The 12,657-nt window shown below is 62.2% G+C and carries 7 protein-coding genes; 1 reads left to right on the top strand and 6 read right to left on the bottom strand.

Annotated elements, in window-relative coordinates; all coding sequences use genetic code 11:
* Positions 1–25: 25 nt before the first annotated feature.
* The 4 genes from HDC30_RS08820 to HDC30_RS08805 form a co-directional block, all read right to left on the bottom strand.
* Positions 26–2,449 carry a TonB-dependent receptor gene (locus HDC30_RS08820; protein ID WP_183782376.1) on the bottom strand — a complete coding sequence of 808 codons (2,424 nt, stop codon included), beginning with the start codon at positions 2,447–2,449 and terminating at the stop codon, positions 26–28.
* Between the two features lie 98 nt (positions 2,450–2,547).
* On the bottom strand, positions 2,548–3,531 hold the full coding sequence (locus tag HDC30_RS08815) for a FecR family protein (protein ID WP_183782373.1): 984 nt from the start codon (positions 3,529–3,531) through the stop codon (positions 2,548–2,550).
* A 40-nt stretch (positions 3,532–3,571) separates the two neighbouring features.
* Positions 3,572–4,072, bottom strand: a complete 501-nt coding sequence (locus HDC30_RS08810; RefSeq protein WP_003223490.1) for a sigma-70 family RNA polymerase sigma factor — start codon at positions 4,070–4,072, stop codon at positions 3,572–3,574.
* A gap of 94 nt (positions 4,073–4,166) precedes the next feature.
* Positions 4,167–4,544, bottom strand: a complete 378-nt coding sequence (locus HDC30_RS08805) for a c-type cytochrome (RefSeq protein ID WP_183782371.1) — start codon at positions 4,542–4,544, stop codon at positions 4,167–4,169.
* Between the two features lie 224 nt (positions 4,545–4,768).
* Here HDC30_RS08805 and nhaA point away from each other — a divergent pair, with 224 nt between their 5' ends.
* Entirely contained in the window at positions 4,769–5,977 is a 1,209-nt protein-coding gene (gene nhaA, locus HDC30_RS08800) for a Na+/H+ antiporter NhaA (RefSeq protein ID WP_183782368.1), read from the top strand.
* 139 nt (positions 5,978–6,116) lie between these two features.
* Here the strand turns inward: nhaA and HDC30_RS08795 are convergent, their stop codons facing one another.
* Together HDC30_RS08795 and HDC30_RS08790 are read right to left on the bottom strand one after the other, a co-directional pair.
* Positions 6,117–10,586 carry a hemagglutinin repeat-containing protein gene (locus HDC30_RS08795; RefSeq protein ID WP_183782365.1) on the bottom strand — a complete coding sequence of 1,490 codons (4,470 nt, stop codon included), beginning with the start codon at positions 10,584–10,586 and terminating at the stop codon, positions 6,117–6,119.
* Between the two features lie 113 nt (positions 10,587–10,699).
* The gene (locus HDC30_RS08790; protein ID WP_183782360.1) at positions 10,700–12,427 is read right to left on the bottom strand and encodes a ShlB/FhaC/HecB family hemolysin secretion/activation protein; all 1,728 of its coding nucleotides are present in this window, start codon (positions 12,425–12,427) and stop codon (positions 10,700–10,702) included.
* Positions 12,428–12,657 lie beyond the last annotated feature (230 nt).

The following is a 12,657-nucleotide window of genomic DNA, read 5'->3' as shown; positions in this document are numbered from 1 at the left end:
AAACCGATTCAGCCACAACAGCGCCTTAGAAACCTACACTGGCCTGCACGAAGAACGTACGCGGCGCACCGACATACATCCCCGAATTGTTGTCGCTGGAGCGGGTGAAGTACTGCTTGTCGAAGACGTTTTTCACCCCGGCACCCAGTTTCAGATTCGACACTTGCGGCCCGAAGTCATACCCGCCGCGCACGTTCCAGGTCACGTAACCCGGGATGTCGCCGTACTGCCCGTCGGCCGTGCCTTCGGTGATGTAGTTGCCGTTGAAGCTGCCATCGGCGTTGACCCCGGTGCCCGGCGAGCGCTGTTTCGACTGGGCGAAACCGTCGATGTTGTAGGTCCAGCGATTGACGTCGTAACGCAAGCCCACGGTCGCCACCTGCCGCGAATAGAACGGCAGATCACGGCCCTTGAAGCCCGGAATCTCACCTTCGTAAGTCGCACGGGTGTAGGTGAAACCGGCGTTGGCGGTCAGACCGTCGAGACGCGGATCGAGCGCTGCCATGTCGTAGTGCACCGACGCTTCGATGCCCTGGTGCTTGGTCGCGCCGAGGTTGGTCCAGCCGACATCGTTGCTGATGTATTGCAGTTCGTCATCGAAGTCGATGTAGAACAGCGTCACTTCCCCGCCCCACACGTCATCGTTGTAGCGCGTACCGATCTCGTAGGTCTTGGCTTTTTCCGGTTCCAGGCCGTTGGCGGTCTGGTCACCCGAACCGCCCTGGCCAAGCTGGAAATACTGCAGGCTGCCGAACGAGGTTTCGTAGTTGGCGAACAGTTTCCACGCGTCCGACAGGTGATACATCACGCTCAGCGCCGGCAGCGGTTCGTTGCTTTCGATGCTGCGGTTTTTCTCCGGCACGCGTTTGCCTGCAGTGTCGAGCACGGCGCGGTCATGCCAGTCGGTGCTGATGTGTTCGAAGCGAATGCCCGGAGTGATTGTCCAGTTGCCGACGTCGATCTTGTTGTCGACGTACACCGAGTTGGCCTCGGTGCCGCCGGTGCGGTCCTGGAACACATGGCCGTCGGACGTCGGCGTGACCACCGGCTGATTGTTGACCAGCGCCAGACGGCTCGACTGTTCGTGCATCGCCTCTTTCAGGTAGCGATAACCGACGCTGACTTCCTGCGTGGTCGGGCCGACGTCAAACACCCGCGACACACGCGGTTCGACACCGAGGGTGTAGTAGGAACGCGGGTACGAGCTGAGGGTTTTCTGGTCGCGGGCGGCGATGGTGCTGCCGCGAAAGCTGTCGGTGTAATAGGTAAGGATTTCTGCCTGAGTACGCTCGTCGATCTGCCGAATCCACTTGAACGACACGTCTTTGCGCCGACCGCTGAAGTTGTCGTAATCGCGTACCGAATCATACGGTTTGTCGTCGTACTGCTTCTGCGTCAGGCCGCCGGGCATGTCGGCGCTGGCGTCGTAGTAATGAAAGTTGAGGCTGAAATCGTCCTGATCGGTCGGCGCCCAATGGGTCTTGAGCAGCACGTCGTCGATGTCGTTGTCGTTGTTGCGCTCGCGGTAACCGTTGCCGTTGACCCCGGAATACAACAGCGCCACGCCCATGCCGTTGTCGGCAGTGCCGCCGAGGAACGCCGTGTCGATGTGCTTCCAGCCGCCGTAACGGGTGGTCTCCAGGGTGGTGCCGATTTCCCCGGTGGCTTTTTCCGGAATGGCGCGGGTGACGAAGTTGATCACCCCGCCGACGTTTTGCGGGCCGTAACGCACGGAACCGGCACCGCGTACCACGTCGATACTGTCGAGGTTGCCCGAGGAGATCGGCGCCATCGACAGCTGCGGCTGGCCGTACGGCGCGAACGCGGCCGGCACGCCGTCGATCAGCACCGTGGAGCGTGGCGAGAGGCGCGAAGTCAGGCCACGCACGCCGACGTTCAGCGCGATGTCGCTGCCGCCGGTGCCGTTGGAGTCCTGCACCTGCACACCGGGCACGCGCTTGAGCACGTCACTGACGTTCATCGCGCCTTGCTCGACCATGGCTTCGCGGCGGATCACCGTGCGTGCGCCCGGGTGGTTCTGCACCACGGCGGCGTCGGCGTCACCGAGCCAGTCGCCGACCACTTTGATGTCGGTCACGCCCAGTTCCAGCGGGCCGTTGCTGGCGGCGGTCGCGACTGGAGCCAAAGTCACCGAGCCTTCGTTGATCTGATAGTCGAGGCCGCTGCCCTGAAGCAATTGGCGCAACGCCTGCTCGGGGGAAATGTTGCCATCGACCGCGGGTGCCTGTTTGCCGGCGACCAGTTCCGGGCTGAAAAACACTTGCAGCGAAGTTTGCTGGCCCAGTTCACTCAGGGCCTGGCCCAACGGCTGGGCGCGGATGTGAATGGCTTCAGCGGCGAAGGCCAGCGGCACGGCGGCGTTGACCGCCAACGCCAGGGCCAGCGGTAACCAGGGGGATTTTTTGTTGTTGGTTGAGGTGTTTTTCACGTCGAACGTAGTCCTGTGGAGCGCAAGAGTGTGCGTCTGTTAATGCAAACCAGTTGCAGTTAAACAGGAAGACGATGAACTCGAAAAAAACCTGAATGTTATTTTGAAATTATTTCCTGACTGCCATCAGCCAGGGTTCGGACGGCCACCGGCAGGATGTTTGGCAGGGCCTTGAGCAAGGCGTCGGTGTTGTCGGATTTGAACACGCTGGTCAGGCGCAGACTGGCCACGGCCGGGTTGCTGACCGTCAGTGGCTTGTCGCGATAACGCGAAACTTCCGCTGCCACTTCGCCGAGGCTGGCGTTGTTGAACACCAGTTTGCCGCTGCGCCACGCCGTCAGTTCGGCGGGGTTGACCGCATATGCGGCGGCGACGCGACCCTCGGCATCGACGTGGGTACCGAGACCTGCCGTCAAGTTGATGAACTCGTTGTCCGGCGCATTGCGCCCCTGCACCTTGACCGTGCCCTGCTCCACCGCGACCCGGGTTTGCGTGACATCGCGGCGCACATCGAAACGCGTGCCGGTCACGGTGACCTTGCCACTGCCGGCCTCGACCACGAACGGCCGCGCCGTGTCGTGCTGAACGCTGAACAGCGCCTCGCCTTCACTCAATTCAATGAGCCGCCGATCCTTCTCAAAACGCACCTGCAGACGGCTGCGGCTGTTCAGGTCGATCACCGATCTGTCCGGCAGCGCCACGTGCTTGCGCTCACCCAGCGCCGTCGCGAACTCGGCGCTGTAGCCGTCGGGGTGATTCAGACCGCTGAACAGACCGAGGCCGAGCGCCACCGCCAGCACACTGGCGGCCACGGCATAGCGCAGCAGCGGGCGACGTTCGCGACGGGCCGGCGGGGTTTCAACGAGGGCCTTGAGGCGTGGCGCCGGCAGCAGATCGGCCGCCGTCCACAAGCCTTGCAGCAACTGGAATTCGTCACGGTGCTGCGGATGCTGGTTCAGCCAGGCGTCGAAACGCTGTTGTTCCTCGGCGCTGATCAGCGGTTCCTGCAAACGCACAAACCAGCGTGCCGCTTCATCGCGCACCGTTGTTTGCCCGCACGCGCAATCACGGGTATCCATCATGGAATGTCCTGTCGGGCTGGGGATGAAAAGCGGCGGCCGCTCATGACTGCATGCCGTCGAGGCGATCGCGCAAGTGGCGCAGGGTGCGGATCATATACTTTTCGACCATGTTCCTCGACAGCCCAAGGCGTTCGGCGATTTCCGCCTGGGTCAGCCCTTCGATCTTCTGCCAGACGAAAATCTTCCGGCAGTTGAGCGGCAGTTCCTGCAGCGCCCGTTCGATGGAGTCGGCCAACTGGATCGCCTGCATGTAATGCTCCGGGTCGCCGGTGGACGACACACTGTGATCGATCGCCTGCGACTCCATGGCTTCCCGTCGATCCTCACGCCGATAACCGTCGACCGCGATGTTGCGTGCGGTCTGGTGCAGATACGCCCGTGGCTGCTGCACCGCCGCCGAATCGGATTCGAGCACCCGCACAAAGGTGTCGTGCGCCAGATCCTCGGCCTGCGCGCGATTGCGCAGACGCCGGGTCCAGGTGCCGATCAACTCTTCGTAATGCTCGAAAAAGCCGGGTCTGCGGGGCAGCATGGGGTTCATAACGGCGTGCTGTGGAAAGGGCGTGAATAGTAATGCTTCCTATTAAGGCCGGCAATTCATTCCTTGGAGACCCGATCCGCCGTTCATCTCCAGGTCATCGTGCTTTTGCAATCACCTCACTCATGTATTGATGCAGATCGCGAAAATCCTGAACGCTCCAGGCGTGCGGCGCGATCTTCACGCCGTTGTCCTGCAAGGTTTTTGGAATCAGGTTTCCATTGGGAAGAAGGATGATCGAGGACACGATGACGCCCGGATAATCCTTAAGGCGTTTCTTGAAGGTGGCTGTTGTCAGGTCAGGCGTTGGCGGATTGCTTTTATTGGCCAATGGCCCGGTTGCCTTGATATCGGCGCCGTGGCACACAGCACAGCGCTGGACATAAAGATTTTTGCCGTTGGCATTTTCTGCCACGGACAGGGAGGTCTGAATGACTGATAACAAAGCGAATAAGGCGACGAGGGTTGTTTTCATTTTTATAAAGGGTCAGAGGCTTAAACGGACGGCGCACAGCTAAGCACACATCAGGAAGCCAATTTCCACGTATCGAGAAATTGCCGGGCAGCGACCCACGTCGTCGAGTTTTTCGCAGCCGTCCCACCTATTGTGTAAAATGCCGCCCGGGTGCCACCGCAACAACGCGGCAGGGCAGGTTTAATTCAGCGCAGGTCGGGCCGCCGCGCGGAGTTGCTGTGCCTATGAGCCACGATCCGTCACGCCTGCAGACTGCCCCTGCCCGCCAGGAGTCGCCTTCTGCCCTGGCCTTTCTCTCGCGTTTTTTCGCTGCCGAATCCGCCGGTGGCCTGATTCTGATGGCCGCTGCCCTGGCCGCGCTGCTGGTCGCCAACTCGCCTTGGGCGGCCACGTATTTCTCGACCTTGCACATCAAGATCGCCGGTCTGTCGATCGAGCATTGGGTGAATGATGGCCTGATGGCGATCTTCTTCATGCTGGTGGGCCTGGAGATCAAGCGCGAAATGCTCGCCGGTCAGTTGTCGACCTGGGGTCAGCGCGCGCTGCCGGGCTTCGCCGCGCTGGGCGGGATGCTGGTCCCGGCCCTGATCTACGTCGCGATCAACTGGGGCAATCCGCAGACCCTGAGCGGTTGGGCGATCCCCGCCGCCACCGACATTGCTTTCGCCCTGGGCGTGCTGTCGCTGCTGGGCAAACGGGTGCCCGTGTCGCTGAAAATCTTCCTCTCGGCGCTGGCCATCCTCGATGACCTGGGCGCAGTGGTGATCATCGCGATTTTCTACACCAGCGGCCTGTCGGTGAGCATGCTGCTGGCCTCGTTGGCAGTGATTGCACTGCTGGTGATCCTCAACCGCTGCGGTGTCAGAAAACTTTGGCCATACCTGATCGCCGGCGCCTTCCTGTGGTTCTTCATGCTGCAATCGGGGATCCACGCGACCCTCGCCGGGGTGATTCTGGCCCTGTGCATTCCGCTGGGAAATCCCGAAGACGAGCACAACTCGCCGCTGCTGTACCTCGAAGAAAAAATGCATCCGTGGGTGGCGTTCGCCGTGGTGCCGATTTTCGGCTTCGCCAACGCGGGTGTGTCGCTGACCGGCATTTCTCCGAGCAACCTGCTTGAGCCGGTGCCGCTGGGCGTGGCGCTGGGCCTGTTGTTCGGCAAGCAGATCGGTATCCTCGGCCTCGGCGCCCTGGCGATTCGCAGTGGTCTGGCACAACTGCCGCAAGGCGCGAGCTGGCTGCAGCTGTACGGCGTCGCCCTGCTCTGCGGGATCGGCTTCACCATGAGCCTGTTCATTGGCGCACTGGCCTTCCCGGGCGCGCCGCATCTGGTCGATTCGGTGAAGGTCGGCGTGTTGCTGGGTTCGATCCTGTCCGCGCTGCTGGCGGTGGTCGTGCTGATGAGTGCGGGTAAGGCGAAGGCTTCGAGCTGACCGCCAGATCGGGTCGAGACAGAAAACCAATGTGGGAGCGGGCTTGCTCGCGAAAGCGTCAATTCAGTCAGCTAATTTATCGACTGAACCACCGCCTTCGCGAGCAAGCCCCCTCCCACAGTTTTTACAGCGGTGCTGCTCAGCCTTTTTCGTCGATCCCGGCCTGTAGGGTCTGGCTGTCCAGATTGCCGCTCAGGGTCACCGGGCCGACTTTCAGATTGCCGTTATCAAACGACACCTTCGGTGCGTTCTCCTCGGTTTTCTGCGGCAGGTCCAGTCCGGCTTTCACCCCGTAGTCACGGTTGACCAGATCGCTGCCAACGACCTTCGAAGCGCCCAGATCGACCTTGCCGTCCGTCGATGAAATCCGTGCGCCGGTCAGCTGCGTACCACCACCAACGTTCAACTTCACACCCTGATTGCCACTGATGCCGGATGCCTGCACCACGCTGTCCTTGTGCGCGTATTCGCCTTGCGCTTTCAGCGTCGGTTTATAGTCGGTGCCGGCGAGCTTTTCCTTGTCGCTCGGTGGATTTTTCTTCGCCGTCAGGCCCAGATCAACATCGACCTTGGCCTGGGTCGTCGAGTCCTGGCGGCTTTCGACGATCAGATCACCGGCGACCTTGCCGCCGACAGTGTTCGCGTCGATCCGCGCGCCCGACAGCTGTGCATCGCCTGCGCTGTTGAGCACCACGCTGTCAGCCTTGATCTGGCTGTTTTGCTGGGTGGTGCCTTGCAGATAATCGACACCAATCTTGGCCCCGACATTGAAGCCGTGATCGCTGCTGGCCTTTTCGTCGGCAGCGGTCGGGGTCTTGCTGCTGAGGTTGCCGCCGGCATTCAGCGCAACGTTCCAGTTATTGCGACTCTCGGTGGACTGCGCCGACTCTTGAACGTAACCGCCCTTCTGCGCATCGATGCTGACTTTCGGCGCGCCGACTTGCGTGCCTTGCAGGTGCACCGCGTCACCGCTCAAGGCGATTTGGCTCTGGCTGTTGAGCTGGCCACCGGTCAGGGTTTGCGAGTTTTCGTTGATGCGGCCGATGTTGAAGTTGCCGCTCAGATTACCGCCCTGATCGCGACTTTTCTCGCTGCTGGATTTGCTGCCGCCGCCCTTCAAGCCGCCGCCGAGATTGCTGCCAGTCGCGGTGTGGGTATCAACGGCCGCTTGCAGATCAAGCTTGCCGTCAGCGTGCAGCTCAATGCCGCCGGCGCTGTCGATCTGCGTGCCTTGCTGGACCTGATTGCCACCGCTGCTCAGTTGTACCGGGCCTTTGCCGCTGATGCTCGCCACGTGAGCCTGAGTGTCAGAGGTCTGTTTGCCGGTGTGGTCAAGCTGGAAGCCAGCGCCGAGGTCGACGTTGGTGCCGTCGGTGCCCGGCAAGGTGCCGACCGTCAGCGAGCCGTTGCCGCGCAGGCTGGAGTCGCTGCTGCTCTGACGGTCGTTTGCCTGATTCAGCGCCAGATCGCCGCCAGTCTTGATGTTCACTCCGCCCTGCCCGCCGTCGAAACGGCTGCCGGCGAACTGCGCGTCACCGCCCACCTTGATGTTCACGCCTTGGCTGCCGGCAAAACCGCCGACCACCGCGGTGCTGCTGTCCTTGCTGCTGTAGCTGTTGCCACCCGCGCCGCTGCCGGCGACGTTCACGTCTTCGCCGGTCTTGGTGTAGACCCGCACGTCGACCTTGGCGTCCACTGAGTTATCGGTGCTGCTGTGGGTGTTGCTCGCGGCATCGGCCACCAGTTTGTCGGCGCTGATGTTGACCTTGCCGTTGCTGGCGCTGTACTGAGTGCCCTGGTCGTGCAGGGTGCCGGCAGTTTTCACCTCGACGCTGCCGCCGTCGAAACGGCTGACCACGGCGTTGCTGTTGTGCTCGGTCTTGTCGGCGCGGCCGTGACCGATCGCCACGTCGAGGCCGACGTTCGGCTGGCCGAGATTGCTCAGGGCTTCCTTGTCCGGCACCTTGCCGTTGAGCACATCCTTGACTGCACCGGCAATCGGGCGGGCGATGTCCTTGTACTCGACGTTGGCGCCGATGTCCGCCGACCAGTTGCTCTGGTTGTGGCTGCTGCTTTCGGTGTTGCTGGCGGCGCGGTTGTCGATCTCGTTGGCCGCGACGTTCAGACCGTTGCCAGCCTTGACCTGCGCGCCTTCGGTCACCAGCTTGTCGGCGTTGATGTTCAGGTCGCCGCTGCTCTGCATGTTGGTGGTTTGCGCGCTGGTTTTGCTGCTGCTGTCTTGCGTGGTGCTGTGGGCAAAATCGACACCACTGCCGGCGCGGTCGAGGCCGCCGGTGTAGTAGAAGCCGCCGCCAGTGCTGGAGGTGTCGGTCGACGTTTTGTGGCTGTCCTGTTCGGCCAGCAACGACACGTTCTTGCCGCTCAGCGTAGTGTCGCCAGCAGTGGATTTGACTTCACCGCCCTTGATCGTCAGATCGCCGTCCGCTTTAACCTGCACGCTGCCACCGCTGAGGCTCGAGCCCTGCTGGTCGACGTCGTTGCGGGTGACGGTCTGCCGCTTGTCTTCGTAGTGCACCCCGGCGCGATATTGCTCCGGCGTTTGCTCTTTGGCGTAGGCATCGAAGCCACGGGTCTCGGTGGTCGAGCTGCTGGCGTGGCTGTTCTGCGTGGAATGCACGTTCACATCACCCGCTGCGTCCGCCGTCAGCACGCCACCAGCCTTGACCGTAGAGCCGGCCACTTCGATGTCCTTGGCGCTTTTGAGCTTGAGATTGCTGTCGGAAACCAGCTCGCTGCGCACCGTGGTGCTGTCCCTGGAATTCTGCCGCGACTCGTCCTTGGTGATGCCGAAGAATTTGCTGTCCTTGTCGTGGTTGTTGCTGTGCGAAGTGTCCTGCACGCCGTCGATCACCAGCGAACCCTGATCGCTGATCACGCTGGCCTCGGTGCCGCCACGGACCTGGCTGCCGCTGATGCGCACGTCGTCAGCCTTGACGATCAGTTTGCCGGCCGCATTGATTTTGCTGCCCTGATGCCGGGAATGGCCCTTGTCGGCATCACCGGTCTTGCCGAAGAATCCGCCGCCAACCAGGTCGCCGGAGTAACTGTTGTTATTGCTGCGACTGGTGCGCGTGGCCGTGGTGACGTCCACTTGCTTGCCCGCCAGTTTCACATCGCCGGTGCTGTTCAGTTCGGCACCTTCGGCGCGCAGCAACGCGGCGGTTTGCAGAGCGATATTGCCGCCCTTCAACTGACTGCCGATGCTGCGCTGTTCTTCGCTGCTGTTGTTCCAGTCGGCCTTCCACAGATGCTTGCGATGGTTGCCCTGATCAGTCTGGGTGTGGCTTTCGGTGGCAGCTGTCAGGCGCAGATCGCCGCCACTCTGCACATCGAGATTTTTCGCCGCTTCAACCTTGGCCGCTTTGAGTTCGGTGTCTTTGCCGGAGGTCAGCCTGGCGTCGCGGCTAGCGACGATCTGGCTGCCGTGCTGGCGAGTTTCACTGTCGGTCTGGGTGCGATCGTAGGTTTCCCAAGTGATGCCGATGGTGCTGTTGCTCCAGTTTTCTCGCGTCTGCTGAAGCTTGCGGCTTTCGACGCTGCTCAGGGTCAGGTTGCGCTTGGCATTGACGTTGACGTCGCGACCACTGACGTCGGTGGCGGCCAGCGTCAGGTCGTTGCCGCTGTGCAGGCCGACATCACCCTGACTGCTGCGAATGCTGGCACGCGTCACTTCGAGGCTGTTGGGGATGGCTTCACCGCTGACACTCAGGTCGCCAGCCGAGCGGATCTGCACGCCGTCACGCCCGGCCACTTGCACCGCCCCCACACGCACGCCCGCGCCTTCGGCGGTGCTGACGATGTTGATGCGCCCGGCCTGCATCGCACCGAACAGGCTGGCGTCGATGCGTTGATCTTTGGTGTTGCCCGCCGGATCCACGGCTTTGACCTGACCGCTGGCGTAATCGACCTGATTGCGCCCGACGGTGAGGTTCAACTGATCGCGGGCATCGATGCGGCCCTGGCTGTCAATACGCGGGGCGATCAGATTGACCGAACCCTCGGCATTACGCAGGCCGCCACTGTGGATCTGCAACTGACCGCTGGCGTCGCGGGTGTTCAAGGCTTGCAGTTTGCCGTCGTTCAACTCCGGACGACCGACCAGCAGACTCGCGTTCGGCGTGTTGATGAAACTGCCGCCGTTCACCGAAATGCCGTTGGGGTTGGCCAGCACGTAATCGGCGGCGCGGCCGAAGATTTCCTGGGCGCCGTTGATGGCCGAAGGGTTGCGGCTGATCACCTCGTTGAGGATCACGCTCGCCGCCTGGCCCTGCAGTTGCGGGTTGGCTGCCAGTTGCCCGGCGAGCTGCGATTGCCCGGCCTGCAAGGCGTTGTTCAGCACCAGGCCCTGACGGTCGACGTTGTAGTCAAGGAACTGGTTGTGCGACAGGCCCGAGCCGTTGGGCGCGACGATATTGACGATGGGCACGCCGCCCTGGGTCTGCAATTGCGCGGTGCCGCCGGGGCCGGGAGCGACCACCACACCGCCGGCGATGGCGCTGGGCAGGTGCACGGCGAAGAACAGGCTGGCGATCGCCCAGCGCAGTTTGCCCCGAGGAGAAAGATGGAATGCAAAGGTGTGTGCTGGCATAAAAACGTCTCCATGTAAGTACGGCATCACGGCGCGCGATTTAGTCTTGGCCGTGGCTGTCGCGCTCAGATCCGACGGCTGCTTGTTCACTGCTTGATGAGTCTCGGTACTGCTCATATCTGCAACCCCACGCGCATCAGCCAGGTCTCTGGCTCGTGCTGCAAACCGTTGGGGGTGTTGAGGGCGCGCTGGTAATCGACGTCCACTTGCAGATTCTTCCAGCCCAGATTCAGCCCGACGCTGGCGCCGCTCAGGCGCTGGCCCTGAGCACCGTGATCGGCCTTGAGCCAGCCGTTGTCCAGGCCCACGCGCGGGGTGATCTGCACCGGCCAATCGCTGCGCAGCGGCAGACGCAAGGTGTTGCGCCAGATCGCGCCGCTGGCACCGGATGCGCTGCTGACCCGATAACCGCGCACCGCAGAATCGTCGGTGCCGAGCAACTGTTCGATGGCCGGCAACGGGTCGGGGCTGTATTGCAGATTGAGCTGGCTCTGCCACTGCCACGCTTGCGCGCCGAACTGGCCGTTGCGCCACTGGCTGAGGCCGGCGCGGTACTTGCGAAACTGCGCTTTGGGCAGGTTGCTGACCGCGTGATTGGCGTCGTCATCGGCGCCCAGCCAGCGCAGGCCTTGCGAGTAAGTGAAGTCGAGGTTCCACACCGCACGGTCGAGCCAGAACAGATTGAGTCCGGCTTCGGCCACGGTCAGGGTCGGGCTTTGAATGCCCAGACGGACATTTTCCAGATAGCTGTCGACGTCCTTGTGTGCCAGTTGCAGGTTGGCGCTGAGCTGACGGCTCTGGTCGCGCCACAAAACGCGGTCGGCGCGCAGACTCAGTTGATCGGTGATGCCGGTGCTGTACAAGGTTGCGCTGGGCAGCTTGAACGGCGCGCGATATTCCGCATGGCTGGCGAACGCGCTGTAGGTCCAGTAGCCGTAGGGAATCGCGTAATACAGGCTGGCGTTGCGACTGTAGCGATCGCCCTGATTCAACGTGTCGCTGGCGCTGAGGCTCAACAGATCGTTGAGTTGCAGCGGGCTGTCGAAGCTCAGGCTGACGGTATCGCGGTCACGCCCGGTGCTGGCGCTGCCGAGGTTGTCCATGCCCAGGCCCAACGCCCAGCGCGACTGCCCGGCCGTGCGCGAGCGCAGGATGATGCGCGACGCGCCGGGCTGGCTGCCAGGGGCGATGTCGGCGGTCAGGTCGATCGAACGCAAGCGGTTCAACTGATCTAGACCCTGCTCCAGATCGCGCAGGTTCAGCGGCTGGCCGAGCATGTGCGGGAACGCGCCACCCAGCGAAACGGGCAGGCTCTGATCGGCCAGCTCGATGGACTCGATGTAGCCCTCGTCGATCATGATGTCCAGCGACTGCCCCGCCGCTGGCGCGCTCAGTAAGTACGGGCGGCTGGCGATGTAGCCCTGCTCGACGTAGGCGGCGGTGATGGTCGCCAGCAGATGGTTGATCTGGCCGACGCCCATGCACGGCGCCAGCAGCGGTTTGATCCGGGCGTTGAGCTTGGCGCTGTCGATCAGCGTGACGCCACCAATGCGCGTGCCGCTTAGCGGCCAGCAGCGTTCATCGGGGGTGACGGTCTGCGGGAGCACTGGGGTGGCGGGCGCAGGACCGAACGCACCGCGCTCCAGTTGGCGCTTGCGTTGTTCCATCTGCAGTTGTTGCAGATCGCGCTGTTGCTGTTGCTGCTGGCGCAGCACTTCCTGGCCCGGCACAACAGGATCAGCCGCTTGAATCGAGGAGGCACACACACTCAACACAAAGGCCGACAACAGCGGGCAAAGCGTGGAACGACGACGGAAAACAGCGCAAAGCAAATACGGCACGCAACATCCCTGCAATCATAAAGTAGCGTAATGCCACCTCATCAATGCGAGTGATAGTCAGAGCCTTCCTACACAAATGCAAGACGCTTCCTACAACGCTTACATTTCTTAAACATTTGATTTTACTGCGTTCAACGTCACCGCCTCAGGGGTTCCCCGAGGGCTTTCATCGAGTTCTTGAAGATTTGGCCCCGTATTACGGGCGCTGTCGTTTGTCGGAACCGCTCCAA

Source organism: Pseudomonas sp. JAI115 (assembly GCF_014200835.1).
Lineage (GTDB): Bacteria > Pseudomonadota > Gammaproteobacteria > Pseudomonadales > Pseudomonadaceae > Aquipseudomonas > Aquipseudomonas putida_A.
Note: the sequence above shows the minus strand (reverse complement) of the source record. Positions and strands in the feature narration are given on the sequence as shown.

Coding starts and splice junctions, on each gene's coding strand:
- HDC30_RS08815 (WP_183782373.1), bottom strand. CDS start 3,531: ATGATGGATACCCGTGATTGCGCGTGCGGGCAAACAACGGTGCGCGAT.
- HDC30_RS08810 (WP_003223490.1), bottom strand. CDS start 4,072: ATGAACCCCATGCTGCCCCGCAGACCCGGCTTTTTCGAGCATTACGAA.
- HDC30_RS08805 (WP_183782371.1), bottom strand. CDS start 4,544: ATGAAAACAACCCTCGTCGCCTTATTCGCTTTGTTATCAGTCATTCAG.
- nhaA (WP_183782368.1), top strand. CDS start 4,769: ATGAGCCACGATCCGTCACGCCTGCAGACTGCCCCTGCCCGCCAGGAG.
- HDC30_RS08795 (WP_183782365.1), bottom strand. CDS start 10,586: ATGCCAGCACACACCTTTGCATTCCATCTTTCTCCTCGGGGCAAACTG.